At 62.0% G+C, this 26335-nt stretch carries 23 protein-coding genes; 1 reads left to right on the top strand and 22 read right to left on the bottom strand.

All coding sequences use genetic code 11. From position 1 onward, the window contains the following. Nucleotides 1–54 precede the first annotated feature (54 nt). The 22 genes from L598_RS14895 to L598_RS15005 form a co-directional block, all read right to left on the bottom strand. On the bottom strand, nt 55–753 hold the full coding sequence (locus L598_RS14895) for an IS6 family transposase (protein ID WP_144862852.1): 699 nt from the start codon (nt 751–753) through the stop codon (nt 55–57). Nucleotides 754–781: 28 nt separating this feature from the next. After that, nucleotides 782–1201 (bottom strand): helix-turn-helix domain-containing protein, encoded by a 420-nt coding sequence (locus L598_RS14900; protein ID WP_144863749.1) that lies wholly within the window; start codon nt 1199–1201, stop codon nt 782–784. A gap of 647 nt (nt 1202–1848) precedes the next feature. After that, nucleotides 1849–3216, bottom strand: a complete 1368-nt coding sequence (locus L598_RS14910; protein WP_144863751.1) for an NAD(P)-binding domain-containing protein — start codon at nt 3214–3216, stop codon at nt 1849–1851. Between the two features lie 69 nt (nt 3217–3285). Further along, on the bottom strand, nt 3286–4575 hold the full coding sequence (locus L598_RS14915; RefSeq protein ID WP_144863753.1) for a TRAP transporter large permease: 1290 nt from the start codon (nt 4573–4575) through the stop codon (nt 3286–3288). A gap of 1 nt (nt 4576) precedes the next feature. Next, nucleotides 4577–5074, bottom strand: coding sequence for a TRAP transporter small permease (locus L598_RS14920; RefSeq protein ID WP_144863755.1), 498 nt, complete (start codon nt 5072–5074; stop codon nt 4577–4579). 29 nt (nt 5075–5103) lie between these two features. Further along, a complete protein-coding gene (locus L598_RS14925) occupies nt 5104–6153 on the bottom strand; it encodes a TRAP transporter substrate-binding protein (protein WP_144863757.1) in 1050 nt (349 codons plus the stop codon). Nucleotides 6154–6251: 98 nt separating this feature from the next. Further along, entirely contained in the window at nt 6252–7439 is a 1188-nt protein-coding gene (locus L598_RS14930) for a CoA transferase (RefSeq protein ID WP_144863759.1), read from the bottom strand. A gap of 26 nt (nt 7440–7465) precedes the next feature. Further along, on the bottom strand, nt 7466–8095 hold the full coding sequence (locus L598_RS14935; RefSeq protein WP_144863761.1) for a TetR/AcrR family transcriptional regulator: 630 nt from the start codon (nt 8093–8095) through the stop codon (nt 7466–7468). Nucleotides 8096–8175: 80 nt separating this feature from the next. Beyond that, nucleotides 8176–9336, bottom strand: coding sequence for an acyl-CoA dehydrogenase family protein (locus tag L598_RS14940; protein WP_144863762.1), 1161 nt, complete (start codon nt 9334–9336; stop codon nt 8176–8178). Between the two features lie 58 nt (nt 9337–9394). Then, complete coding sequence (locus L598_RS14945) at nt 9395–9847, bottom strand: OB-fold domain-containing protein (protein ID WP_144863764.1); 453 nt, start codon at nt 9845–9847, stop codon at nt 9395–9397. Between the two features lie 20 nt (nt 9848–9867). Beyond that, nucleotides 9868–11046, bottom strand: a complete 1179-nt coding sequence (locus L598_RS14950) for a thiolase family protein (RefSeq protein ID WP_144863766.1) — start codon at nt 11044–11046, stop codon at nt 9868–9870. Beyond that, a complete protein-coding gene (locus L598_RS14955; RefSeq protein WP_144863768.1) occupies nt 11043–12200 on the bottom strand; it encodes a hypothetical protein in 1158 nt (385 codons plus the stop codon). The genes L598_RS14950 and L598_RS14955 overlap by 4 nt, the downstream gene beginning before the upstream one ends. Before the next feature lie 8 nt (nt 12201–12208). Beyond that, entirely contained in the window at nt 12209–13306 is a 1098-nt protein-coding gene (locus L598_RS14960) for a CoA transferase (RefSeq protein WP_144863770.1), read from the bottom strand. A gap of 30 nt (nt 13307–13336) precedes the next feature. Further along, nucleotides 13337–14206, bottom strand: coding sequence for a cyclase family protein (locus L598_RS14965; RefSeq protein ID WP_144863772.1), 870 nt, complete (start codon nt 14204–14206; stop codon nt 13337–13339). Beyond that, entirely contained in the window at nt 14203–15789 is a 1587-nt protein-coding gene (locus L598_RS14970; RefSeq protein ID WP_144863774.1) for a class I adenylate-forming enzyme family protein, read from the bottom strand. Before L598_RS14970 ends, L598_RS14965 begins: the two co-directional genes overlap by 4 nt. A 183-nt stretch (nt 15790–15972) precedes the next feature. Then, nucleotides 15973–17019, bottom strand: a complete 1047-nt coding sequence (locus L598_RS14975) for a TRAP transporter substrate-binding protein (protein ID WP_186445057.1) — start codon at nt 17017–17019, stop codon at nt 15973–15975. A gap of 127 nt (nt 17020–17146) precedes the next feature. Continuing rightward, entirely contained in the window at nt 17147–17911 is a 765-nt protein-coding gene (locus tag L598_RS14980) for a crotonase/enoyl-CoA hydratase family protein (protein WP_144863778.1), read from the bottom strand. A gap of 9 nt (nt 17912–17920) precedes the next feature. After that, a complete protein-coding gene (locus L598_RS14985; protein WP_144863780.1) occupies nt 17921–19054 on the bottom strand; it encodes a nitronate monooxygenase family protein in 1134 nt (377 codons plus the stop codon). Next, the gene (locus L598_RS14990) at nt 19048–19554 is read right to left on the bottom strand and encodes a Zn-ribbon domain-containing OB-fold protein (protein ID WP_144863782.1); all 507 of its coding nucleotides are present in this window, start codon (nt 19552–19554) and stop codon (nt 19048–19050) included. Before L598_RS14990 ends, L598_RS14985 begins: the two co-directional genes overlap by 7 nt. After that, nucleotides 19508–20659 (bottom strand): thiolase family protein, encoded by a 1152-nt coding sequence (locus L598_RS14995; protein WP_144863783.1) that lies wholly within the window; start codon nt 20657–20659, stop codon nt 19508–19510. The genes L598_RS14990 and L598_RS14995 overlap by 47 nt, the downstream gene beginning before the upstream one ends. A gap of 30 nt (nt 20660–20689) precedes the next feature. Next, nucleotides 20690–22861, bottom strand: coding sequence for an acetate--CoA ligase family protein (locus L598_RS15000; protein WP_186445058.1), 2172 nt, complete (start codon nt 22859–22861; stop codon nt 20690–20692). Nucleotides 22862–22971: 110 nt separating this feature from the next. Beyond that, nucleotides 22972–24648 carry a thiamine pyrophosphate-binding protein gene (locus L598_RS15005; protein WP_144863787.1) on the bottom strand — a complete coding sequence of 559 codons (1677 nt, stop codon included), beginning with the start codon at nt 24646–24648 and terminating at the stop codon, nt 22972–22974. Between the two features lie 202 nt (nt 24649–24850). Between L598_RS15005 and L598_RS15010 the strand changes: the two genes are divergently transcribed. Next, entirely contained in the window at nt 24851–25939 is a 1089-nt protein-coding gene (locus L598_RS15010; protein WP_144860715.1) for an IS110 family transposase, read from the top strand. Nucleotides 25940–26335: the final 396 nt, after the last annotated feature.

The following is a 26335-nucleotide window of genomic DNA, read 5'->3' on the forward strand; positions in this document are numbered from 1 at the left end:
GGTTGTGTTGCAAATTTTCTGGAGGGCACTCGGCGCCACTTTGCCGGACGCAATTCAGGCGGCAATTGCCTCGAACTGTTGCTTGAGTGACGGAGCTGGGTTGAAGGCGAACCGCCCTTGCCGCTTGCGCATCATATGAACCATCTCGATGCCGGCCAGGGTGATGGCTGCCGAGGAGAATGCTTTGAAGCCCATCATCGGTCGTACCCGCCGCTTGATACGTCGGTGATCCTGCTCGATCCGGTTGTTGAGGTATTTGCTGCTTCGGATGCGGATCGCCTTCAATTGGCGCCGTGACCGATCCTTCAACCGGCTCTCGGCGTCGCAGAAAATGATTGCTTCCCGGTTGGTTTGGCTGCCGTCGATGACGATACGATCCGGGCGGCCATGGCGGGCCAAAGCCTTGCGCATGAAGCGCTTCGCCGCCGGCAGGTCACGGTGTTTGCTGAACCAGAATTCCACCGTGTCGCCTGCGCTATCGATCGCCCTGTAGAGGTACATCCACTGGCCGCGAACCTTAATATACGTCTCGTCCAAATGCCACTTGCCACCGACGGCTCGCTTCCGTCGATTGAAGCTCTTCAATAGCACCGGCGAGAAATAGACCACCCAGCGGTGTATCGTCGAATGATCGATGCCGATGCCGCGCTCGGCCATCATCTCCTTCAGATCTCGCAAGCTCAGGCCGTATGCCAGATACCACCGCACACACAGCAAGATAACGGATCGATCGAAATGACGGCCTTTGAACATGCAATACGCTCCGAAATTGGAGCTGACCTCATGCCATCACCTCGTTGCTGAAAAGTTTGCAACAGATCCCTTCCGCGACGTAGCGCACGCGCGCCTTGGATTGGACGACTTCGAGAAAGACCACGCTCCCACCCGAGGCCGCGCCGACGCAAACAGTCTCGTCAGTCCGCTCGTTCAGGTCGCCTGCGAGCCGCACCAGCGTGTCGGGTATGGGTTCGGCTGCCGAAATAGTATGCGCGATCGCCAGCCACCGAGGCGTTGGATAAAATCGCCCGCGGCCTTCCGGTTCGAAGAGATAACCCCGCGCGCCGAGGGTCGACAGAAGGTTGAATGTGGACGAGCGCGGCCAGCCGAAGTGCTGCGATATCTCGGCGAGACTGGCAGGTTTTCCGTGGGCGGCAAAGAACTCGAGCAGATCGAGCACATTTGCGACTTGTCTGACCAGCATACTATTGTCCCGCACTAAAGGTCAGACGCAGACGGAAATCGCCGCGGCCGGTTGTCTACATATATGGGCAAATCAGCTGCCATGAACCCCGAAAACCCGCTCCAGTACGTCTCGGTCTCGCTCGACGGCTTCGCCACAGGGGACGGCCTCAGCCGCGACGCGCCCTGCGGCCATTCCGAGAGGCTGCACAGATGGATGTTCGCGACGCGCTGGTGGCGCCAGAGAACCGGCCAAACGGGCGGCAGCGCTGCGGCTCTTCGCGCCCGGGGTCGGCGCCAAGATCGGAGCGGGAAAGTTCGGCAATCCCGGATGGCACGAGGATCCCGAATGGAAGGGCTGGTGGTGCGCCAACCCGCCGTTCCATACACCCGTCTTCGTGCTCACCCGGAACCGACGCCTGTTGCTCGCGATGGAGGACTGAACGACGTCCCACTTCATCGACGCCTCTCCGGCCGAAAGGCTGGCGGAGGCGCGCAAGGCCGCGGCGGGCCAGGATGTGCGCATCGGGGGCGGCCCCACTACGATCCGCGACGTCCTTGCAGCCGGACTCTTCGACCACACGCATGTGAACATCGTACCGATCGTGCCCTTTCTGGAAAGGCCTCGATTACATGATGACTCCTTCCTCCAACTTTTTTCCGCTCCCGTTAGAGTGACACCTCGGAATTCTGCTGCCGCCGCTTCTCGGCGACCTGACGGTCGACGCGCATCGCCATCGGCTTGGACGCTGATCTGGCCGTCCCGCTGCGTACGTAGTCGCGAGCCAGCATTTTCCTATAGCGATATGGGTCGAGTTCCAGTCCATACCGTGGGCTATTGGGAAATTGCTTCTCCTGGAAGGCATGGTCCGCTCGGATTGCTTCTCTCATCTCGTCTGGCGACGGAAGCTTGATTTTGCTCGCGGCGATCGCCGAAAGATACTCCGCCTGGTCATCCATCATGCGGATGTTGCTGCCGCCCGATACGTCGAAATAGCCAATGAAGAACACGTTCGGCAGCGCCGGGTGGACGACGCGATTGTAGAGGTCGAGCCGCGTGCCGTTGAGCGGCGACGTGCCTTCAGGCAAAAACGGCAGATCGGTGAGATAGCCGGTGGCAGCAATGATAGCATCGACGGTTTCCTGCGATCCGTCGGAGAAGAAGACCTGATTTCCTTCCGCCCGTTCGATGCCCGGCTTCACCTTGATGCGCTCCCACGCGATGTGCGAGATCAGGGTTGGATGGCTGATCGGGTGCGTGCGCGTTTTTGGCGTGCGAAAGCCCCACTGCTCCATGCGGCCGTGAAAGATTCGCGTCAGCATGTTGCGCATCCAGATCCTCAGGCTCCAAGGCACCCAGGGCTTTTCGAGCTTGACCAGGATTCGCGACTGCGGCACGCCGAACATCAGCCGGGGCATGATTAGCACTGGCGAGCGCGCCGAGAGATACGTCATCTCGGTGACGGTGCAGATATCCGCTGCAACGTCGACGCCGCTGTTGCCGGCGCCGATGACCAGCACCTTCTTGCCGGCATAAGGTTCGGGCACGCGATAGTCGTGCGAATGCAGATATTCGCCGGTAAACCCTTCGACCTGCGGCGGATGGCGCGGGATGCTCTGGTGCCCCGACGCCACGACCACGCCGTCGAATTCCTCAGCCTTCCCGTCACCGGTCGTGACCCTATATCCGTCGCCCGTGCGTTCGATGGACTTCACTTCACTCTTGAAACGGATGCGCCTTGTCAGGTCGAAATGCTCCGCATAGTCGCGGAAATAGCGCTCCATCTGCGCCGTGTCGGGATACAGCGGCGTGCCCTCCGGAAAAGGAAAATCCACAAAGGAACTGACTGCGGCTTCCGAATTGATGTGCAGGCTGCGATAGGCGGGGCTGCGTCCGCTGTCGTTGTTGTAAACCCAGAGGCCGCCAATGCGGCTTCCAACCTCGAAGATCGTCGGCTCTATGCCGACTGCGAGCAGATTCTTCGCCGCGCACAGTCCGCCTGCTCCAGCGCCGATGACCGCATATCGTTTCACCATGAGGCTCTTCTCCTCGTTTCAGTTGGCGGTCCTTGGGCTCACCCGCCGTGATTGCTACGATGGCTGCTGCTAGAAGAACAAATTGGGCAGTAACAGCGCGACGATCGGGAAGAATGCGATCAGCAGGATGCGACCGATGTCCGAGACGATGAAGGGCAGGATGCCACGGATGATAGTCCCAAGCCTTACATCCGGCGCGACCGACCGCAGGATGAAGAGATTCATGCCTATTGGCGGCGTGATCAGACCCAACTCCACCAGCATGACCACGAATATTCCGAACCAGACGGGATCGTATCCGAGGCCGGTGACGATCGGAAAGAACATCGGCAATGTCAGCAATATCATTGCCAGGCTGTCGAGGACGCACCCCAGCAGGATGTAGATCATCATGATGATCAGGATCACCAGCCATGGCGGGAAGCTCGAATTGCTGACAAGCGAAAGAACGGCCCGATCCGCACCTGTCAGATTGATGAACTCGCCGAAAATGGTCGCTCCAAGTATCAACGCGAACAGCACGGCCGTCGTCTGGACCGAATCCTTGAGGATGCCGAAGAACGACTTCAGCGTCATTCCGCGGAATACGGCAAAGACAAGTGCCCCGACCGCGCCTATGCCGCCCGCCTCCGTGGCCGTGAACAGCCCGGAATAGATGCCGCCCAATACCAGGACGAAGAGCGCCACCACCGGCCACACATCCTTTATCGCATCGATTTTCTCTTTGGCATCGGAGCGTTCCGCCGGCGGCGCGGACTCCGGACGGCGATAGACGGACCAACGCACCGCCAGCGAATAGCCGATGACACCGATCAGGCCCGGCAGGAGGCCGGCGGCAAAGAGCTTGCCGATATGCGTCTCGGTCTGCACGCCATAGACGACCATGATGACGCTCGGCGGGATAAGGATGCCGAGAGTGCCTCCGGCAGCGACCGTAGCCGTGCTCAAACTATCGGAATATCCATATTTGCGCATCGACGGGATCGAAACCTTGCCCATCGTGACAGCGGTCGCGACGCTCGATCCGCAAACGGCCGCGAAGCCCCCGCACGATATGATCGTCGCCAGCGCCAGTCCTCCGCGCCAATGCCCGATGAAGACCTGCGCGGCGCGATACAGTTGCGCCGAGATGCCGCCGCCGGCGACGAAATTACCCATCAGAATGAAGAGCGGTATCACCACAAGCGGATACGACATTGTGGAGCCGCTGGTGATCAACGTTATCATGCTGAGCGCTGGCGTCATGCCGTTGACGTAGGCAAAGCCGGCAAAACCGATCACGGCCAGCGCGATCGCGACGGGGACGCGCAGAAAGATCAGCACGAAGGCGATAATGAATCCTATCGCAGCTGTTAGCATCCTATTCGATCCCCAAGCTAGGTGCGTGGCCTTCTCGCTTCGCATCGCGCGGGGCGATGAAAATCGTCAGGATGAAAGCGATTGCAGTAAGGGCCGAGAGGACGGCCATGAAATAGTAGGCCGGCCCCAGCGGTATGTGCAGGTAGGTTGTGATATCTCCGTAGGAGGAGACGCGCCCACCCTGGACAACCATGCGCCACGACAGTGCGGCGAAGAACAGCGCCCCCAGCACGCCGGCCAGAACGTTCTGGACCGCCTTGAGCCATTGGGGGGCCACGCCATCGAAGAGATCGATGACGATATGATGACGCCTCAGCGCGATCTGCGGATAGAGCAGGAAGGTGATTCCCACCAAGCCGAGTTCGGTCAGCTCCGTTGTGCCGGCTAGGGGCTGATGGAAGATGTTGCGTCCGATGACGTCGCCCAACGTTAGAAGTGCCAGGCACATAAGAAGCACGCCGGCGATAACGCTGATCGCACCTTCGATGCGGTCAAGCATGGTGTCGGTCCTCCAATGTGTTCCGGAGCTCAGTGCTGAACGGCAGCTTTGTTCAATTCGGCGCGAAATTCGTCGAGAACCGCCTGGGCGTCATTCAGTCCCTTGGATTGCGCCACTTTGACCCAGCTCTTGTCCACCGCCGCGAGAGCTTCCTCGATCTGCCCCTGAAGTGCGGGCGACGCATCCTCGATCGTCACCCCGGCGGCCAGAAGGGTTTCACGGGCCCTGTCCTCGCCTCTGGCATATTCCTCGCCCACGGCACGTGACAGCTTCTCGCCGGAGATGGCCATAATCGCCTCTCGGTCCTTTTCGTCGATCGACTGCCACTTCGCGTCGTTTATGAGGATCGCCAGCACCGACTGGCCCATGCCGCCACGCACCTTGGTGACGTATTTAATGATGTTCTCGACCTTCCAGTCGACGATGGGGCTCAACGGGAAGAACGTGCCATCCACGATGCCGGATGATGCCAGTTCATACATTTCGGACACGGGCTTCTGGACAGGAACAATGCCCAGCGCCTCCATTTCCTCCACTGCCGTCTTGCTTGGCGCCCGCATCTTTAGTCCGGTCAATTCGGACTTTTCCTTGATAATCCCCTTGGTGGTGACGATCTGGGTCGGCGTGCTGGCCCAGATCGTCAAAAGATGCGTTCCCTTGAAGGGTTGCAGTTTGTCCAGATGCTTCTGGTAGATCCGCTCGAAGATAGGAGACAGGACAGCGGGGTCGTCCGTAAGGAGCGGCAGCTCGCCCATTTCCATTACTGGAAAGCGTCCCGGCGTATAGCCGGGCAGGATGATGCTCATATCAGCAAGCCCGTCGCGGACGACATCGAATTGCGCGGCAGCCGAACCGACCGCCTTCGGCAGCCATTCGATCTTCACGCGCCCTTCCGTAACTTTTTCTACTTCGGCCATCCACGGTTTGAGGACCGGCTCGTTAAGCACGTACGCGGGCGGCAGCCATGGAGAATATTTGATAATCGTCTGGCACAACGCTGATGTCGTCATCGCCGCGAGGGCGGCGCCCAGGGTGGCTGCGACGGCCGCACCGCGCGCATACGGAAAATTCCAAGGCATTTGCGAACTCCTCCCATTCACGGAACCTAATTATACCAATGAGTATAATTGAGGTATCGTCGAGTAGCAATAGAATCTTTTTAGTAGACGGCGCTTAATCAGGACGACGCTTCTGCCGAAGCCAGCCCCCATTCCGCGAGAACCTCGCGGGTGTGCTCGCCGAGGCGAGGAGGCAACCGGCGGATCGAGGCGGGCGAGTCGGAGAAGGTCAAAGGGCTCGACGGCAGCCGCATCAGCCCCTCCGTCGGATGAGGAAGCATTTGCCAGAATCCCGTCGCCTCCAGATGCGGGTCATCAAGAAGGTCTTCGAGGTCGTTGACGGCCGCATGCGGAATATCCGACCCTTTGAGAAGCGTCATCCACTCCGCGCTGCTGCGCGTGCTCAGAATTTCAGCCGCTTCCCGCCAGATCAATCCGAGGTTCGCCTGCCTTCCGGCCTGCGTCGTGAATCGGCGGTCGGCAAGCAGGTCGGATCGGCCCGCGATCGTCAGAAAGCGATGCCAGTTGGCGTCGTTGTAGGGCAGGAAGCAGATATAGCCGTCGCTCGTTGGAAACGGACGGCGCATTCCGTGGCGAATGGGTTCATATCCCATTTCCCCCTCCGGCGGCTCGAAGATGCAGCCGCCCAGATGCTCGGCCGAGATGAAGGCTACCAGCGTTTCGAGCATCGGCACCGAGACTTGCTGGCCGCGCCCGGTGCGCTGGCGATGGAAAAGAGCCAGCGCGATCGCATAGGCCGCGTGGACACCCGTGATCTTGTCAGCGATTATGGAGGGTACGTAGCGAGGCTGGCCTGCGGCTATCTTCTGCAGCATTGCGAGCCCCGACAGCGATTGCACGATGTCGTCATAAGCCGGGCTGCCGGAGTAAGGGCCGCCTTCGGCGAAGCCCAAGAGATGGCAGAAGATCAGCCGGGGATTGATCGAGGAGAGCCGCGCATATGAAAGTCCCAGCCGCTCGGCTGCCGCCCCGCGAATTGAGTGAAGCAGCACGTCGCTTTGTCGAATGAGGCCGTCAAGGACATGGCGATCCGCCGGCGTCTTCAGATCAAGGACTATGCTGCGCTTGTTGCGATTGTTGGCGAGGAAGAGCGCCCCCATGCCCTCCGAGCGTCGTGGTCCGATAGTGCGTGTGATGTCCCCGCCTGGAGCTTCCACCTTGACGACGTCGGCACCCATGTCGCCGAGATACTGACCCGTCATGGGGCCGAGCACCACCGTCGAAAGGTCCAAAACCCTCACCCCCTCCAACGGCCCCGACCCCGTGTCCTCGTTTGTGTTCTCCATCACTCCATCCTTTGAACCCGAGCCGGCTACGCAGCCCGATCCCTGGCATCCACCAGTTGCAAAATGAGCTGGGACATCTCATCGGCGATCCGTTGCACCGAGAGACGGCCTGTCGGCCGAAACCAGACATAAGCCCAACTGACCATGCCGCCGATCGACAGTGCCGCGACGTGCACATCCTTCAGAGAAAATTCGCCTGCTTCCATTCCTTCCCTGAGAAGGCCCGTAAGCTTCTTGTCGAAGTCGCGGCGCATGTTGTTGATACGTTCGAAATCGTTCGGCGCGAGGTTCTTCTCTTCGCGGGAAAAGATCGCGATATGCATCTGGCTGTCGAGAACCGCTGTGACGAAACGCTGCGCCAGAACCTTGAGCTTCTGCGTCGGGGAAGCTTTCATCGGTATGACACTGTTCATCGCTTCCAGTGACGAGCCAATGCCGCGCGAACAGATTTCCGCGAGCAGTTCAGACTTGGAACTGAAATGCGTGTAGATGAACGGTTTCGTCACCCCAAGGCGCTCTGCCACCGCCTCAAGCGTCGTGTTCTCGTATCCGTGCTCGTAGAAGAGCTCCACGGCTGCCGCGATGATACGTGCACGCTTCAGTGCCGCGATCTCGTCGCGGATTCCCATACGCTGCGAGTCGGATTTCGACGTCATGAGTAGATTCCTAGGCTGGTTAGTATTTTTGCCTACCCACTACAATACCAACTCGGATCGAAACGCAACAAAGTGTCTCATCAGGTCTTTCCACCTGCAGGCTTGAGCATGCTGCGCGCGATGATCTGTTTCATGACTTCGACGCTGCCGCCGCCGATTCGCCCCATGCGTGCATCGGCGAAGGCGCGTGCGATCGGATATTCCCACATGTAGCCCCAGCCTCCGAAGAACTGGAGGCACTGGTCCATGACCTTTCCCTGAAGCTCCGTGGAGACGAGCTTGGCCATCGCCGCATCGACAGAATCGAGTATTCCAGCTACGTGCAGATCGATGCAGCGATCTATGAATACGCGCTGCATCGTCAGCTCGGCCTGCATCTCGGCCAGCTTGAATTGCGTATTCTGGAAGTCAGCCAGTGTTTGGCCGAACATCTTGCGCTCCTGCGCATATTCGACCGTCCACTCCAGCGCCGCCTCGGACGAACCGATCGCACGGATGGCCTGAATAAGCCGCTCCTGCGCCAGCTCCTTCATCAGCACGTAAAAACCGCGGTTCTCCTCTCCGAGCAGATTCGTCGCCGGCACGCGCAGGTCGGAAAAGAAGAGTTCGGCCGTGTCCTGCGCCTTGCAGCCGATTTTCTCCAGCATCCGGCCGCGCTTGAAGCCGGGCCGGTCGGTCTCGACGAGAATTAGGCTGACGCCCCTGGCGCCCTCGCGCGGATCGGTCTTGCAGGCGAGGACGAGTAGATCCGCCGCGTGACCCGAGGTGATGAAGACCTTCTGGCCGTTGATGACATAGTCGTCGCCGTCGCGGCGTGCGGTGGTCTTTATGTTCTGGAGATCGCTCCCGCCCGAGGGCTCGCTCATGCCGATCGCCGTCACGACCTCCCCCGTCGCCATTCTGGGAAGCCAGGTCCGCTTCTGCACTTCCGTCCCGTGATGGAGGATGTAGGGGGCGACGATATCGGAATGCAGGTAGAAGGTCGGGCCGGTGGCGCCGGCGCGCGCCATCTCCTCGACCATGATCGCGCTAAGCAGGAAGTCGCCGCCAGCACCGCCATATTCTTCCGGTATCGTCATGCAGAGGAAACCAGCCTGTCCGGCCTTCAGCCACGTCTCGCGCGGCACGATCCCCGCCTTCTCCCAATCGCCGTGGAAGGGCGTGATCTCTTCGGCGATGAACCGTTTGACCGACTGCCTGAACATCTCGTGCTCTTCGGAGAAAATCGTGCGTGGGATCATGGCGGGCTTCCGTAAGTACGTATTGGGACGCGGCGACACCGTGCCGCCGCGCTCGCTTTCAGACGATCTCGAACCAGAAATCAGTCAGGTCGCCGATCCTCTTCTCGGCGAACTTGGCCTCGACGCGGGTTCCGACCGCGAGCTTTTCGGCCGCTTTCGCCGGGTCCGCGAGATCGACGCCCTTGAAGAACCCGCCGATCGCCGTGTCTGCGCCGTCGAGTTGGACGAAACCGAACGCATAAGGCGGCTCGGGCAGATTGTGGAACGGCTCGTAGACGATCGTGAAGGTCTCTATCTTGCCGCCAGGCCCGACCTCGACCCATTCGGTCGTCGGCTCGAGCGTCTGGTCGGAAAAAGCCCTCGGCGGCACGAGCACCCGGCCGCTTTTGGCGCACCGGCGGCCGTAGATCTTGGCGTTGTCGCGGATCTGCACGAAGAACCAGCTCGCGATCTCGCCGAGCGCGTGCGTGTAGGTGATGTTCCAGTTTTCCTGGCGTTTCAGAAGTTCCATCGTTTTCGTCCTATCGTTGCTTAAGCCTCGACGACCATCGTTCCGAAGAACTGGTGGTCACCGCCATTGCCGCTGGCGATTCCCAGCTTGGCGCCCTTGACCTGATGTCCGCCTGCGCGGCCAGATACCTGCAACGCCACCTCGGCGACACGGATCATCGCCGTGACCGCGATGGCGTTCGTGCATAGCGTTCCGCCGGACGGATTGACGGGTATCTCGCCGCCTATGCTGAAACGCCCTTCATTGACCTGAGCAACGGACTCGCCGAGGCCCGCCAGGCCCGCCGCTTCGATTGAATGGTATTCGGTGTTGCTGAAGGGCGCATAGAGTTCGGCGACATCGACCTGTCGCTGTGGGTCGGTGACGCCAGCCATGCGATAGGCGCGCTCGAACGAGTTCCGAAGAGCATAGGCGTCGGCATGGTCGGCGGTGTAGCCGGTGCCCATCCGGTCACCGATATAGTACGTTTCCGAGCAATGCCCGACCCCGGTGATCCAGACCGCATCAAGACGGTTCTCCTTGATGTATCGCTCGGAAGCCAAGATCATCGCACCGCCGCCGCTCGACTGCGGGCAACAATCCATCAGCTTGATCGGCCAGGATATATAGCGCGACGCCATGACTTCCTCGACGGTCACCTCCTTTCGCAGGTGGGCGTTCGGATTGAGCGAAGCGTGCTTGCGGTTCTTGACCACGACATTCGCCATGTCCTCCTGGGTCATGCCGTATTTGTCGGCATAACGGATGCCTGACATGGCGAGCATCGTGATCGTACCCTGCGGCAACGGGCGCTCGTAGATGGGATCCCAGATCTTGTTGAGCACGGTCTGGGAATCGCCGCACTCGCCGACCTTGTCCGCGCCCGCGGTCATCACGACGTCGCATGCTCCCGCGGCAACGTGATAGTAGGCGGCCGCAACGCTTGAGATGCCGGTCGCGCCACCCGTGTTGATGCGCAGGAAGCGCTTGTTTCGGCCGCCCACCGCATCAACGCCGAGACGTTCCGCGTTGCCGATGCCGACCATGGCGTCGGGCGACAGCGAGTAGACGATCGCCTCGATGGCATCGAGGTCGAGCGAGGCCTCGGAAAGCGCGAGATTCACCGCTTCCCTGACCAGGTCGGGATAGCTGGCATCATCCCGGCGTGGCTTGAAGGCCGACTGGCCGATACCGATGATTCCTACTCTGGGAGCGCTCATGCACGGCCTCCTTCCGCGTTGGTTCCGAAAACAATGACTGTCTGGTACATCATCGCCACGCCGCTGGCGGCATGGGCGAGAGCGAGGTTCGCCCCGTCGATCTGATGCTTTCCGGCTTTGCCGCGGATCTGACGCGCGGCTTCCTCGATCCGCATCAGGCCCGTGCAGAAGACGGGATTGAGGGCCATCGCGCCGCCCGATGGGTTCACGGGCAGCTCGCCCGACATCGTGAAGCGCGGCGACTGAATGTCCGCCTTCCAGTCGTCACGGCGCGAGATGCCGAGAGCATCGTAAGCGATCAATTCCTGGAATGGGGTGATGCCGGTTAGTTCCACCAGATCGAATGAACTGCGCGGATCGTCGATGCCGGCTTCCTCATATGCACGGCGCGAAGCCTCCTCGAGAGCCTCTGCGGCAGCAAGGTCGCGGTCGCCCAGAAATGCCGCCTCGGTCGCCCATCCCATTCCGCGAACCCATGCCGGACACTCGATGCCGCGCTCCCGGACATGGTCCTCCGAGGCGATGACCAAAGCCACGGCGCCACTCGTCGCCGCTGCCATCATCCCCTCCTTCACCGGCCAGTGGGCATGACCGGCCGCGGGATGAGTTGGAATCGCGGACGAATCAATCCCGGCCGCCGCGCCGTTCTCTCGCCCGCGACGGCAGATCGGTTCCGCGAGCTCGTGAGCCACTGGCGATCGAGCACCGAGTGCCGCCGCTTGCAGGGCATAGGCAGACGACTCGTCAAGCGGCAGGCGCCGGTGGAAATAGGGATCGGCGCCGAGCCTCTGGGCCTCCGATAGAGAGGACGCCTCCAGCGGGCTCCAGGATACGATGAGATGGGTGTCGTACTGCCCTGAGGCCACGCGCAGGACGCCCATGACGAAAGCATGCTCTCCCGCCGAGGGCGTCGACAGGATATCGCGGTCAACTCCGCCGACCGAACCGGATGCCGCCATGATCGAGATGGCTCGACCGTCGAACTGGTCGTTGGAACCAACGACGATGCCGTCGATATCGTCCATCGTCAGCCCGGCGTCCTTCAATGCCTGCTGGGAAACCTCATATAAGATTTCCTCCAGCGACCGGTCGTCACCGGAAAATGGCGCAAGGACTGCGCTGCCTATGACGGCCGTCTTGCGGTTCAGGCCCATGACCTACCTCATTTCTCTTTGGTTTCGCATTCGATCGGAGCCGGTCGGCTGCGCGGTGGCGCACCGTCGATCCACACAGGGAAAAGCGCCTGAAGCTCGCCCGAAGGCCCCTTGCGGACGAGTTGCCTTTCGCGCACCTGCGCCTGATCCAGCGCTTCGCCGAGGTCGTTGACCACCGTCAGGCAACAGTCGGCCGCCGCAAACGTTTCGGCGAGCTCCGAGCGGGTTTTGGCGCCGAACCAGTCGGCCAGTTCGGCCTTCAGCGCCCACTGCGGAAGAGTGTCCCCATGCCGCTCGATCCAGTCGGGCCGTTCCGCCGTCTCGCAGAAGGCGCGCCAGAATTTGAGCTCCACGGCGCCGAGGACCACGAAGCCTTCATCAGCCGTCCGGTACACCTCGTAATAGGCGGCCGCACCGTTGAGATACGTCGTCCCCTGGTGAGGGACGGTACGGTTAGCTCCGTAATCGGCCACCTGCATCATCTGCAGCGGCATGATCGTGTCGGCCAGCGCTAGGTCGATCTCGCAGCCCTGTCCTGAGCGGCTGCGTCCGTGCAGCGCGCCGAGCATGACGGTCACCGCAAAAAGCGAGCCAGCCACGTCGGAGATCGGAGGATCGAAGAAGGCCGGTCGGCCGCTGCCGTTGCGCTCGAGCATGCCCATGAGCGCGAGATAATTGGCATCATGGCCAGCGCTGGACCGCAGCGTCGAATTCTTGCCGTAACCACTGATCGAGCACAGAATGATCGACGGATTGGCTTCGCGCAGCACCGGATAATCGATGCCGAGCCGTTGCATCACCCCCGGCCTGAACCCTTCGAGCACGATGTCGGACTCGGCGACCAACTCGAGAAAATCGCGGCGCGCCGCCTCGTCTTTCAGATTCATGCGGCGAATGATCTTGCCGCCGTTCATCGAGCGATAAAACACAGGCCGGCCCTGATCGTCGCGGGGGCCGAGATGGCGCATCTCATCACCGTCCGGCGGCTCGATCTTGGTGACATGCGCACCCATATCGGCGAGAAACAGCGAAGCCATCGGTCCGGGGATATATTGCGACAGGTCCAGGACCCGAACGCCTGTGAGGAAGCTGCCGAGATCAGCCACCGTAGCGACTCCCGGTCACGAGGACGCCCATCACAGTATGGCCACCGGATTGACGGGGCTTGCGGTCGCGCCGACAATGCGCAGTGGCGCCGTCACAAACAAGAACGGCCCGGGCCGCGCCTCGGCGAGTTCGGCGAGCACGAGGCCTTCTAGAAGTGGAATGCCGAAATCGCGCATCAGCCGCTGGTGTACGGGAAAGATCTTTCCGGCCGGGAAAGGCAGCACTTCTATCGCATAGTTGTCGGCTCCGATGAGGGCCACGTCGGCTTCTGCCAGCATTGTCGCCGCCTCGACATCGATGCCCGGCTCGGCATTGAAGTCGACCGCTGCTCCCGGTTCTTGCCGTTCCAGCCAGCCGGTGCGCAGGAGGATGCAGTCACCCTTTCCGGGGTTTGCGCCGGACGCGGCGATCGCTTCGCGCAGTAAATCCACACCGATAGAATAGCCATCTTCGAGCGGCGCGCCGTTGATGCGCACGAAATCGAGCAACAAACCGCGGGTTGCGATTGCGGGAAGCTTTTCCGCTCCGAGGCGCTTGGCGCCGTCGCTGCGCACCTCGGTCGCGGCGAAGCCGTTATACAGCGCGTCGTCGTACCAGCAGTGGCATAGCGCATCAAGATGCGTGCCGGCATGCATCGGCATCACGATTGTGTCCTCGGCGAACTGGAATCCGCCCGGTCGACGACGGCCGGCCGCATAGTCTCCACCGTCGCGCCCCATAAAATGCATCATACCGGGCCTGTGCCCCGGGATCGGCAGCCTCGGCGATATCATCTGGCCGAGCGAGAACACTTTACCTTCGCTGACCAGATTGGCAGCGGCTTTCGTCTCGCCCCTGCGAATCGTGTTGAGAGCGCCCGCCTCATCGTCTTCGCCCCAACGGTTCCAACCTTCTTTCATCGCACGCCATCCGCCGTGCGGTCGGACATGGCTTCGACGGCCGACTGCTTGAGTTCCTTCCGCGCCAGCTTTCCCGTTGGCGTCAGCGGTAGCGCGGTGCGAATTTCGACGCGATCGGGAATCTTGTATTTTGAGAGGGCGGCCCGGCAATGCGTGCGGATTTCGTCGCCAGTGATCGCCGCGTTTTTCTTCGGCACGACAAAGGCGACGATCGCCTCGCCACGCTCGCTGTCGGGAACGCCGACTACCGCCGCCGCGGCGATCACGTCGTGCGTCAGCAGCACGTCCTCGATCTCGGCGGGGGAGACGTTGATGCCTGCGCGCTTGATCATCTCGACGCTTCGTCCAATGAAAACGAAGGCGCCGTCCTCGTCAACCATGCCGACATCGCCGGTGCGATAATACCCATCCTCAGTGAAGGCTTCACCGTTCAGCACCGCGCTGGCGCCGGAATAGCCGGGCGTCACGTAGCCGCGGATTTCAACCATACCCGCCCTACCCGCGCCGAGGATTTCGCCCGTCTTCTCGTCGCGCACCCGGATTTCCTGGCCGGGCAGCAATGGCCCCTGGCAGTGCGCGCGCCTCTCCATTGACCAGTGATGCCAGGCGACGGCGCAGTTGCCATAGGTCTCTGTGGCACCGTAGACGTTGCAGAGCTCAGAGATGCCAAGATCTTTCGCCGCTGCAAGAAAGTCCTTTGCTGCCCCGATCGTCAGACCGGTGCGCAGGCTCGCCGTGCGGCGCTTGTCGAAGCCGGGCTCGCGCAACAGCGCGTTCGTCATCCCCGGCAAGGTGTAGATCGCCGTGCACTTTTCCTGCTCGATGATGTCGAGGGCGTGCGCTGCTTCGAACTTTTCCATAAGGACGAGGCAGCCGCCATGGGAAAAGGTCGCAGGAAGCGCATTCGCGCCACCATAGGACCAGAAAAGAGGAGCGGAAAGGAACACGCGATCCGTAGCACCAAGCCCTTGACGCTCACCGATGTTGAACCCGTTTTCGACTACGCCGTACTGCTTAAGCCGCACCCCCTTCGGCGCACTGGTCGAACCAGACGTATAGAGGACAAAAGCGTCGTCGAACGCGCTTGGACCCTCTCCCGGCGCAAGCCGAAAGTCCCTGGCGACGCCGCCGGCTAAGTCCTCGTATCGCTCGAATTTCGAGGTGGCTTCGCTGCCCAGCAGACAAACCTTCACCTCGCCGAGATTCATCGAGCCGAGATCCTCGGCAAAATTCCGGTCGCCGAAACGGCTCAGCGAAAAGAGCATCTTCACCTTTGAATCGGGGATAAGGAATTCCAGCTCCTTGCGCGTCGACCAGGTGCTGAACGGAACCGCCACGGCACCGGACATCATCGCGCCGAAAGCGATCTCCAGCCACTCGATCCTGTTGCTCACGATGAGCCCGACCCTGTCGCCGCGGGCAATCCCTCGCCCTGCGAGCACGGAGGCCACCATTTCGCTGCGCTCAAGAAGCTCGCCATAGGTCACGCGGCGGCCACCGCCCACTGCAGCCAAGGCGTCCGAATCGACTTCGGCCCTTTCGCGAAGGAGGTCTGGGAGGGTGCGACTGAAAGGCGGTTTCATAGGGTGCCGAAGCTCACTCTGGACATGCAACGCATGCGACTCTTTATATACTAATTAGTATATATCACTTCCGACTGGTATGCAAGCAGCCTCGGATGGGTTTTTCAGCGATTGCGGAATTGAGGACCTGTCGCAGCGTCACTAGGGCCGGCCCGCTGACGGAGCGTGCCGGCTCGCCGATGGTCAATCGGCCGATTTCTGGAGCTCCGCGCGGAATTCGTTCAGCACGGCTTCGGGATTCTCCAGGCCGGCCTTCTTCGCGCTTTCGAACCATTTCTGATCTACCGACGCCAATTTTTCCTTGAGTTCGCCGACCAGCCCGGCTTGGGCGTCCTCGATCTTCACGCCTTCCGCTTCGAGCTTGCCATAGGCGACCTTCTCGGAGGCGGCATAGTTCTCGCCGGCCTTGGCGGCGAGTTTTTCGCCGGACAGATCCATGATGGCTTTTCGGTCGGCTTCACTGATGGACTCCCATTTCTGTTCGTTCACCAGGATCGCCATGACCGGCTGGCCGATGCCTCCCGGTATCCTGGTCATGTAGGGGAGCAGCTTCCCGAGCTTCCAGTCGACCACCGCGGTGGCCGCGAAGAAGGTGCCGTCCACGATCCCGCTCGATGCGAGCTCGTACATTTCCGAGACGGGCTTCTGCACCGGGACCGCATCGAGGGCATTGATGATAGGGATGCTGGTGACGGTCGGGGCGCGCAGCTTCAGCCCCACGAAATCCGCGGTCTTATCGATAATGGATCTGCCCGATACGACCTGGTTCGGTGTCGTCGAGAAGATGGTGATGACATGAGTGCCTTTGAGCGGGTTCAACTGCTCCAAATGCTTCACATAGAGTCGATAGAAGGCCGGAGCAATCACTGCAGCGTCGCTGGAGAGCAGTGGCAATTCGCCTATTTCAAGGAGCGGAAACCGCCCGGGCGTATAGCCCGGCAGAATCACTCCCATGTCGGCCAGGCCGTCGCGAACGACGTCGAACTGACCGGCGGCGTTTCCCACCGCCTTCGGCAGGAATTCAATCTTCACACGCCCTTCGGTAGCCTTCTCGACCTCCTCGATCCACGGGTTAATCAGTCCGACATGGACCGCGTGTTGCGGTGGCAACCACGGTGAATATTTCAGAACCACATCGGCAGCCGCCGGCGAGCTCGCCGCAATCGCCGCAGCCAAAGCCGTTGAGGCGGCGAGCACCAACGGACATAACACATTCAAAAGGCGCTTCATGATGGTTCCTCCCAGATCATAGCGCGGAATGACCGATGACAAATGGGTCATCGAGCGGGTGTTCTACTCATGCGTATCACATCATTCTGATGGATAGACAATTCTTCCGAAACGTAAATTGACGCCGCTAGCGCCCTTTCCAGATTGGTTGGCGCTTCTCGGCGAAAGCTCTGGCTCCCTCCCGGGCGTCTTCGGAAGCAAGGAGATGTCCCGTGATCGGCTCCTGCCGTTCGAACAGCTCGTCCAGCGCCCAGTCCACCTGCTCGGTGATCACGCGCTTGCTGGCCGCGACGGCAAGAGGCGCGTTCGCCGCGATGCTCTCCGCCAGCCGCAGAGCTTCGGCCAGCGCCCCACCCTTCTCGGTGAGACGATTGACGAGCCCCAGTTCGTAAAGCCGCTCCGCGCTTACCATTTCACCCGTCAACGCCATTTCCATCGCGACGCGAGGGGGAATATTGCGCGGAAGGCGCATGAGTCCCCCTGCCGCGGCGGCCAAGCCGCGCTTGACTTCGGGGATGCCGAAGCGCGCGTCGCGAGCCGCCACGAGGAGGTCGCAGGCGAGTACGGATTCGAATCCCCCTGCGAGCGCATAGCCTTCAACGGCAGCGATCACCGGTTTCTTCGGCGGGGTCTGGGCAATACCGAGTATTCCGCGGCCCTCGACCCGCGTCGTCTCGCCCCTTAGGAAGGCTTTGAGATCCATGCCAGCGCAGAAAGTGCCGCCGGCACCAGTCAGGATGCCGACCCGGAGACCGGCATCGGCGTCGAGTTCGTCCACTGCCGCGCAGACGCCATAGGAGACGGAACGATTAACGGCGTTGCGCACCTCGGGCCGGTTGATCGTGATGACCATCACGCCCCCGCGGCGTTCCACGATGACTTCGTCGCTCATATCGGCCTCTCAATCCGAAGGCATGAGAGCGGACATCCGCTCCAGCGCCTCGATATACTCGGCCTGCATCTGGTACATGACCTGCTTGACCGATGTTTCCGAAGTCATCGTTCCGACCACCTGGCCAGCGGGAAACGAATAAAGGTCGCCGCGCCTGGCGCGCACGACGCGGGCGTGCGCCTCATTGTAGAGGATGCCCTGCAGTGGCGGCAGCAGGTAGGGTGGTGCGCCGGGCTCCTCCCATGCCTCCGATAAGGCGCTTTTCAGCATGCGGACCGGCTTGCCGGTTCGCGCGCGACGTCGCACCGCATCCTCGGTCTTCGCCTTGAAGAGCGCCTCCTTCTCGAAAGCATCGAGTTCGCTTTCCTGCGTGCCGAGCCAGATCGTCCCGCACCAGACGCCTTCGGCGCCAAGCGCGATGGCGGCCGCGACCTGGCTGCCCCGGGAAATGCCGCCGGCCGCCAGCACCGGGATCGTGCCTTCGACGGCGTCGATGATCTGGGGAACCAGGATAAGCGTCGAAATCTCGCCGGTATGCCCCCCCGCTTCCGTACCCTGGGCGATGATCAGCTCGACGCCGGCCGCCTTCTGCCGCACCGCATGGGCCGGCTTACCGCAGAGCGCGCCGAGCATCACCCCCCTTGCGCGCAGCATGTCGACGATGTCGGCAGGAGGCGCGCCAAGGGCGCTGACAACGAGCTTGACCTGGGGATGGTCGAGCGCGGTCTCCACGAGTCGCCGGGCGCCCTGTGGAGTCATGGCGCCCCGTCCTTCCACAATCTCGCGATGCACCCTCTCGCGCTCGACCTCCGGAAGCTCGGGCACGCCGGCCTCTCGCAGCACGCGTTCCATGAACGCCTTGTGCTCGTCGGGGATCAGATCGTGCAGGTCGGTTTTTCCCGTCTGGGCTTCCGCCTCATTGTCGTATTTGGTGGGAATGATGACATCGACGCCATAGGGTCGCCCGTCGACGTGATCGTCGATCCAGCGTAGTTCGGCTTCAAGCTGTTCGGGAGCGAAAGTCGCCGCACCGAGCACGCCGAAGCCGCCTGCTCTGGAAACCTCCACCACGACATCGCGGCAGTGCGAGAACGCGAATATCGGCACCTCGCAGCCAAGCTTCTCGCAAATGCTGGTCAACATTGGTCGTCACCTTTCACTAAGCGAGGTCCTTGCCGCGCGAGGAAAAAATGGAGGACGCTGACGCCGTCGCCGCGCCGCTCGAAGCGCCCCGTCACCGCTGCACCGGGCGCGAGCTTGCCGTCCGCCGGGGCGTCCAGTATTCCGAGCGCGCGGACCCCCTCTTCGAGATCGATGGTCGCGAGCACATAGGGCACGTCTTGCGCGAAGCCGGGATGGAAGGCATGATGCGCCACTGTCCAGGAATGCAGGGTGCCTCTCCGCGAGGCTTCCACCCAGTCGCTTTCCAACGAATGGCAATTGTCGCAGACGAGGCGCGGATAGTGGCGGAGTTTGCCGCAATGTGCGCAGCGCTGGATCATGAGAGCACCGCGTTCCGCGCCCCGCCAGTATGGCCGTGACTCTTCCGTTTCGTGCGGCCGGGGCTTTTCGCTTGTCGACATGTTTCCTGCCCTTTCAGACACGCTGCATGATGGCGATGGCGCCGTCGCCGAGGTCTCCATACCCGGTGGCAAGGCCGAGCCGCGCGCCCTCGACCTGCGTTGCGCCGCCCTGCCCGCGGAGTTGTCGGACCAGCTCCACGATATGGTTCATCCCGAGCATGTGCGCCTGCGAGAGAAGGCCGCCATGGGTGTTGGTGGGAAGAGCGCCGCCCAGCTTGAGCCTGCCGTTCTCGACGAAAGCGCCCCCTTCGCCCTTGCCGCAGAAGCCCATGTCCTCCAACTGGCAGATGACGATGTAGGTGAAGCAGTCGTAGATCTCGGCCACCTGGATGTCGGCGGGCGTGACGCCGGCCATGGCGAAGGCACGCGGCGCGGCCTTGGCGATGCCCAGACGAGTCATCTCTGCCCGCTGGGTGATCGAACTCGGCGAATCGGGATGACCCTCGGCGATCCCGGCAACGACGACCTTGGCCTGGCGCATGTCGCCAGCCCGCTCGGCGGCACTGACCACCAGCGCCGCGCCACCGTCGCTTTCGAGACTGCAGTCGAGCAGGCGGAACGGATCAGCGATCATGCGCGAGGACTGATGATCCTCGATCGTGATCGGCTTCTTCATGACCGCGTTGCCATGCAGGATGGCATGTTCGCGCATGGCGACCGCCACTTCCGCGAACTGGCGGCTCCTGGTGCCGTAGAGCTCCATGTGGCGCCGCGCCATCGGCGCATAGAGCTGCGCCGGCGCAATCGCGCCGAGCGGATATTCGTATTCCGTCACGAGATGAAATTGCGGCATCTGGTGGATGCGCACGCCGGCGCGCGCCCCGGCGCTGACATTGCGGCCCGAGGGGATGAGCACGTGATTGCAGATTCCTGCGGCGATCGCGGCGGCCGCCGACTGAACGGCCGCGATGCCGCTGGCCCCGCCAAGCGGCGTGACCGCCGAGTAGCGCAGGTCGCCAATGCCGAAATTCGTGACGAATTCCTCGGCGGGAGCGCCGGTAATGCCGATCGGGATGATGCCATCGATATCCTTCGGCGTCAGTCCGGCGTCTTCGATCGCCTTGAGCGATGCCTCGACCTGGAGCCTGAATGCGCTTTTTGTGGAGCCACGCACATAGTCCGTCTCTCCTATGCCGGTGATCGCGGCCTTACCGCTCAGTGACATCACGCCTCCTCAAATTAGTTCGTCCGCCGTTCAGGCCGGATCGGGTGAGCTCGCTTCCGGCTCCCAGTCGAACAGCGCGTCAAGAGCCTCGACCTTGTCGCCGCGCACCCAGAGCGGATTGACCTCGAGCGCGCGGAGATCGGGGCCGCAGGCGGCAGCGGCGGCTCCGATGCGCATGACGGCGTCCGCAACCGCGTCCAGATCGGTCGCCGGAACCCCGCGCTGGCCGCGCAAAAGCGCCGCGCCGCGCAACTCGCCAAGCATGCGTTTCACCTCGACAGCATCGACGGGTAGAAGACGCAGCGAAACATCCTTCATGACCTCGACCCAGACACCGCCAAGGCCGAGGGCGATAACCGGACCCCATTGCGGATCGCGCGTGCAGCCGACGAAGAGTTCGAGGCCGTTCCTGCGCATGGGTGAAATGATGGCTCCATCGATACGGGCAGCGGCGTGATGCCTGCGCGCGGCGCCGACGACCTCGTCGAATGCACGCCGGACATTGTCCAGCCCTAAGACACCCAGCACGACGCCGCCGATATCGCTCTTATGGGCGATATTCGGAGAGGCGATCTTCACTGCCACGGGTTTGTCGATTTCGGCCGCCATGGCTGCCGCCTCTGTGCTTGTCGTGGCGAGCCGTGTGGGAACCACCGGAACGCCGAACGATTTCAGCACCAAAAGCGCCTCGTGCTCGCTGCGCGGCCGCGCGGCCAGCGACGCCTGCATCGGCTCCGTGTGCGTCGCTGGGGAGGCGCTACGCTGGCGCTCGGACCAGCGCATGACTCCGGCGATGCCTGCGACGGCACGATCCAGGCCGCAAGCGTGATACGGGAGGCGATCGCGCTCGACGATCCCGCGGGAAAGCTCGGTCTGGTAGGTGCTCGTATAGCTGACCAGAAGACCGGGCACACCTTCGTCGCTCAGCCCTCTCGCAAGGCCCGAATGCAGAGCGCTCAAGCGCTCGCTGATCTGATCTTGTTCGGTAGGTACCGGATAATAGGGGCACAGTATCGCGGCATAATCCCCCTGTCGGGACAGAAGGCGAACGATCTGCTCACAATTGGCAGGGTCGATCCCGCCGGTTAGATCGAGCGGATTGTGCGGCGTGCCGTAGCCGGGGATGAGCTCCCGCACTTGTGCGGCGGTCTCGGCCGTCAGTTCAGGCAGGGATACGCCGCGCTCTTCCGCCCGGTCCGCGGCGATCTCGCAGATGCCGCCGGAATTCGACAGGACTGCAAGGCCTCCAGGTCGCAACACGCCGGTGCGCGCAGCGATGTCGGCGGTCGCCAACAACTCTTCGACGGAGCCGACACGGATGATGCCATACTGCCGGCATATGCCTTCGAAGACACGATCATCTCCGACCAGCGCGCCCGTATGCGCCTCCGCCGACCGCGCGGTGACCTCGCTCGTACCGACCTTCAGCACGACTATTGGCTTGCCCCTCGCAAGGGCCTTCTGCGCAGAGCGGATGAAGGCCGGCGGATTGCGGACCGTCTCGATGAAGAGCGCGATCGCACGTGTTTCCGGCCGCTCGATAAGATGATCAAGGAAGGCGGTGCCATCCGTATCAGCCTCGTTGCCAGTGGCGATGACGTGGCTGAGCCCGATATCCTGCTCGTAGGCGAGATTGGCCATGAAGAGCGCGGTGGCGCCGCTTTGCGAGACGATGCCCACGCCGTCGCTGCGCGAAGGCGCTTTGATCGGCGTCGCCCAGGCGAGTACGCGGTCGGCGAAATTCAGGTAGCCAAGGCTGTTCGGCCCGAACAGGCGGAGGCGCCGCGCACGGGCGAACTGTACCAGTTTTTCCTGCAGCACCACGCCCTCGCCGCCGGTCTCGGCAAAGCCGGAGGTCAGGATCATTGCCGACCGCGCCCCGGCATCAGCGAGATCCGTCACCACGTCGAGCACGGCGCTGCCTGGAACCAGCACGACACCCATGTCGATGCCACCGTCGACCTCACCGCATGAGCGGAACGCCTGGCGGTCGTGCACGATCCCGCCGCGCGGGTTGATGAGCGAGACCCTACCCTGGTAGCCGCAATTGTCGAGATTTTCGACGAGTGTCCTCGACCAGCGCGAACGATTGGAGGCGCCGACGACTGCGATCGAGCGTGGCGCGAGCAGGCGCTGGATCGGATCTTCACCGCCAGGATGAACGTCCGCTGGCGGCGCCAGGCTTGAAACGGCTGATGGCATGAACGGATACCCTGGCGTCGCGGTTGGAAGGCTGGCTGCGTGCATATTCTCAATAGTATCTTAGGATACTTATAAGAATCAAGCCTGCCTTTTCGTATTCGTTTCGCGCGTTATGCGACAAGCGGCGCGTGGTTCGGCTGGCCCATATAGAGCTTGCGATAGCTGTCGCTTGTCTCGGACGGTGAGACGCGCGCGTCGATGACGAACAGCCCCTTTTTTGCAAAGCCCCGCCGCATCGCACCCCCTAGGCCGTCGAGCGATTCCAGAAGTACCCCGTCGCCGCCGACGGCCCGCGCCACCGCGGCGAAATCCGGCGTTTCCCACTGCGCCGGCGTCGGCGAGAAACCTTTCAGAGGCAGCCGCTGCGCCTCCGCCCCATAGCCGCGATCGTTCCACACCAGCAGCACCATCGGCAGCTTGCTTCTGGCTGCCGTGTCGAGTTCCTGCATGTTCATCATTAGGCTTCCGTCTCCCTCGATGACGAGGTGCGGACGGTCGGGCTGAGCCATGCCGATGCCGATTGCTACCGGCAGCGTCTGGCCCACGGCGCCGAACTGGCTGGAAAACTCCACCTGCGTTTCCGGCCTGAGTTCCATATAGGTCGCGACGAACCCTTGGAAATGCCCGACCCCGCAGGTCAGGAGGGCGTCGTGCGGTATGAGCGATCCCAGCGCCCGGCCGAGCGCGCGCGGATCGATGCCGTCCTTCGCGGCCGGCAGGGGCATGGGCCGGGTGGCAATCCTTGCCTTCGTTTCGGCGTTGCGAAATCCTTCGTGACGCACTTGGCTTTGCTCAAGTCCCGCATTCAGCCTCATCAAGGTCTTTCGGGCGTCCGCGCTAATGTGGCGGCCTGTCGCCGCCTGGAGCTCGACGGGAGGTTGCGCGATATCGATGCGTATGAGCGATGCCTGCGGAAAGAGCGTGCCGCCCCAGCTGGTATAGTGCCCGACTTCCGCCCCGATGCCGATCACCAGATCGGCTTCGCGACAGAACTCCTCCGTCACGGCGCTCGAATATCCGCCGACAATACCGATGGACCACTCATCGTCGGAAAACATGCTTTTGGACTGAAGCGAGGTGCCAAGAAGCGCTCCGATCCGCCGGGAGAGCGAGATGATTTCCTCGCGTGCGCCCGACAGCCGTGCGCCCTTGCCGGCAATTATGAGAGGTTTCCTTGCTTTACGGACCGCATCGACCAGCATGTCGACGTCTTCGTTGCTGGGAGCGGGCGCAAGATCGGAAAGAAGGTCGGCGGAGGACCGATACTGCCAGGCCGCGCTGAAATCCCTCTCTTGAATGTCATTAGGAAGATTTAAAACCACGGGGCAGGACTGCGCGCGTGCAACGTAGAATGCCTGGACGATCTCCTTGGCCAGGTTTGACGATCCGGTGATCGAAAAGTAGCGGGTCGAGCAAGCCTCGACGAAGCGTCGCTGATCCATGGACTGCAATTTGTTGACGGCGTCTGCGGGGATCTCGCCGCAAATCACCACCATCGCCGTACGATTGCGCGCCGCGGCCATTAGAGAGGTGCCTATCTGGGTGAGCCCAGGCCCGCATGTGACCGTTGCCACGCCAACCCGCCCCGTGGCGCGGAAGAAGCCGTCGGCCATCGCGACGGCGCCGGCCTCGTTGCGCGCCGAGACCATCGTGGCCGTGCCGCGTGCCACGATGGTCGACCACAGCGACATGTTACCGTCGCCCATCACGCCGAAAATCGTCGACACCTTCTCGGCCTCTAAGGCCTTGCTCACTGCCTCGAATATCTTCATGCCGATCCCAGCCATAAGATAAGTTCCATATGGTATCTATTTATACTAATAAGTAGCCAAGGTCCAGAGCCGTAGCACGCACGGTGCTAGTCTTAGTCTAGGGAACTTGAGGGCCGGCCGTAATCGGCGGGTTAGCGCGCAGACTGCGGCGGTTGTCGCGGAAGGTCCTCCGTCGGTTAAAACAGTCGGAGTTCCCAAAACGAAGAGGCGACGGCAGATGGAGTATTTTTGCGGGCTTGACGTATCGATTGACGAAACTGCGGTTTGCGTTGTCGACGAGCAGGGTGAGGTGCATCTTCAGGCGACGGCGGTGACGGACGCCGAAGCGCTGTTTGCGGTTCTCAAACCTTATTTGCCGCGGCTGCGGCGTGTCGGCCATGAAGCTGGCTCGTTGTCACCATGGCTGCACCCTGAAATGCTGAAGCTCGGCCTGCCGGCGATCTGCCTGGAGACGGTGCATGTGCGCGCGGCAATGTCGGCGCAGCGCAACAAGACTGACAAGGCGGATGCGCTCGGCATCGCCCATATCATGCGCACCGGCTGGTTCCGCCGGGCGCATGTGAAGACGGAAGGTTGCTACCGGATGCGGCTTTTGCTGACGCACCGGCGCAACCTGAAGCGCAAGTTCCTCGATCTGGAAAACGCCATCCGTCATTCGCTGAAGGCGTTCGGGATCAGACTCGGCGGCATCGGGCGCGGCAAATTCGACGCGGCCGTGCGGGAGGCGGTGGCGGATGATCCGTTCACCACCGACCTGATGGAGGTGATGCTGACGGCGCGCGCGGCGCTGTGGAAGGAATATTGCCGGCTGCACGATCTGGTGGTGAAGATGGTGGCGCAAAGCGAGCTGTGCCGTCGCTTCATGGCGATCCCTGGAGTCGGGCCGGTGACGGCGTTGTCGTTCATGACGGCGATCGACGATCCGTCGCGCTTTCGACGCTCACGCGACGTTGCCGCCTACTTCGGGCTGACCTCGCGACGATGGCAGTCGGGTACGTCGATCGACGTGAAGGGGCGCATCTCGAAGGCTGGCGACGCTGATGTGCGCCGCGCGCTCTACGAAGCGGCGTCGGCGCTTATGACGCGGTTCAAGGGCAAGGACAGTCTCAAGATGTGGGGTGCGGCGCTCGCCAAACGCTCCTGTCATCGCAAGGCGGTGGTGGCGGTGGCGCGCAAGCTGGCGGTGATCATGCACGCCATGTGGAGCGCTGGCACGTTCTATACAGGCGCTCCGAATGACGGGGCAGCGCAGGCTGATGCGCGCCAGATGCGCAAGGAACGCAAGCTTCTGGGGGCGCACGCATGATCGCGACAGCGCTGATGAAAACTCCACGGCCGTCACGGTGACGGCCGCAAACTGAACAGAGGAATCCGCGCGAGCGGATGAGGACTGGTGCAGACGAGGAATGACGGGAAGCACGATATCTTGCCTGCGGCCGCGCCGATCGTAAGACGGCCGGGCCGCGCCGGAGTGCCTGTGATGTGCCCTGTGAATCCGATGGCAAAATGCACCGCGACGGAAAAAGCGCTGCCTCTCAAACGCAGCCCGATCACCCCGTCGCAGAGTGCGGACAAGTGCACGGCGCGCCAGAACTCATGCTTGTAGATGTTCTTTTGCGAACAAACAGTGTGCAGATCATGATGAGGAAAAAGGATGTATCAAGATGAGCAAAACAGTCGTGAAAGTAGAGCCGATTACAAG

The organism is Mesorhizobium sp. J18 (assembly GCF_007829525.1).
Taxonomy (GTDB): domain Bacteria; phylum Pseudomonadota; class Alphaproteobacteria; order Rhizobiales; family Rhizobiaceae; genus VLJP01.

Coding starts and splice junctions, on each gene's coding strand:
- L598_RS14965 (WP_144863772.1), bottom strand. CDS start 14,206: ATGAAAGAAGGTTGGAACCGTTGGGGCGAAGACGATGAGGCGGGCGCT.
- L598_RS14985 (WP_144863780.1), bottom strand. CDS start 19,054: ATGTTGACCAGCATTTGCGAGAAGCTTGGCTGCGAGGTGCCGATATTC.
- L598_RS14955 (WP_144863768.1), bottom strand. CDS start 12,200: ATGGGCCTGAACCGCAAGACGGCCGTCATAGGCAGCGCAGTCCTTGCG.
- L598_RS14920 (WP_144863755.1), bottom strand. CDS start 5,074: ATGCTTGACCGCATCGAAGGTGCGATCAGCGTTATCGCCGGCGTGCTT.
- L598_RS14950 (WP_144863766.1), bottom strand. CDS start 11,046: ATGAGCGCTCCCAGAGTAGGAATCATCGGTATCGGCCAGTCGGCCTTC.
- L598_RS14940 (WP_144863762.1), bottom strand. CDS start 9,336: ATGATCCCACGCACGATTTTCTCCGAAGAGCACGAGATGTTCAGGCAG.
- L598_RS14925 (WP_144863757.1), bottom strand. CDS start 6,153: ATGCCTTGGAATTTTCCGTATGCGCGCGGTGCGGCCGTCGCAGCCACC.
- L598_RS14935 (WP_144863761.1), bottom strand. CDS start 8,095: ATGACGTCGAAATCCGACTCGCAGCGTATGGGAATCCGCGACGAGATC.
- L598_RS14895 (WP_144862852.1), bottom strand. CDS start 753: ATGTTCAAAGGCCGTCATTTCGATCGATCCGTTATCTTGCTGTGTGTG.
- L598_RS14930 (WP_144863759.1), bottom strand. CDS start 7,439: ATGGAGAACACAAACGAGGACACGGGGTCGGGGCCGTTGGAGGGGGTG.
- L598_RS14900 (WP_144863749.1), bottom strand. CDS start 1,201: ATGCTGGTCAGACAAGTCGCAAATGTGCTCGATCTGCTCGAGTTCTTT.
- L598_RS14995 (WP_144863783.1), bottom strand. CDS start 20,659: ATGTCACTGAGCGGTAAGGCCGCGATCACCGGCATAGGAGAGACGGAC.
- L598_RS14910 (WP_144863751.1), bottom strand. CDS start 3,216: ATGGTGAAACGATATGCGGTCATCGGCGCTGGAGCAGGCGGACTGTGC.
- L598_RS14990 (WP_144863782.1), bottom strand. CDS start 19,554: ATGGAGACCTCGGCGACGGCGCCATCGCCATCATGCAGCGTGTCTGAA.
- L598_RS14915 (WP_144863753.1), bottom strand. CDS start 4,575: ATGCTAACAGCTGCGATAGGATTCATTATCGCCTTCGTGCTGATCTTT.
- L598_RS14975 (WP_186445057.1), bottom strand. CDS start 17,019: ATGAAGCGCCTTTTGAATGTGTTATGTCCGTTGGTGCTCGCCGCCTCA.
- L598_RS14945 (WP_144863764.1), bottom strand. CDS start 9,847: ATGGAACTTCTGAAACGCCAGGAAAACTGGAACATCACCTACACGCAC.
- L598_RS15000 (WP_186445058.1), bottom strand. CDS start 22,861: ATGCCATCAGCCGTTTCAAGCCTGGCGCCGCCAGCGGACGTTCATCCT.
- L598_RS15010 (WP_144860715.1), top strand. CDS start 24,851: ATGGAGTATTTTTGCGGGCTTGACGTATCGATTGACGAAACTGCGGTT.
- L598_RS14970 (WP_144863774.1), bottom strand. CDS start 15,789: ATGAAACCGCCTTTCAGTCGCACCCTCCCAGACCTCCTTCGCGAAAGG.
- L598_RS14980 (WP_144863778.1), bottom strand. CDS start 17,911: ATGAGCGACGAAGTCATCGTGGAACGCCGCGGGGGCGTGATGGTCATC.
- L598_RS15005 (WP_144863787.1), bottom strand. CDS start 24,648: ATGGCTGGGATCGGCATGAAGATATTCGAGGCAGTGAGCAAGGCCTTA.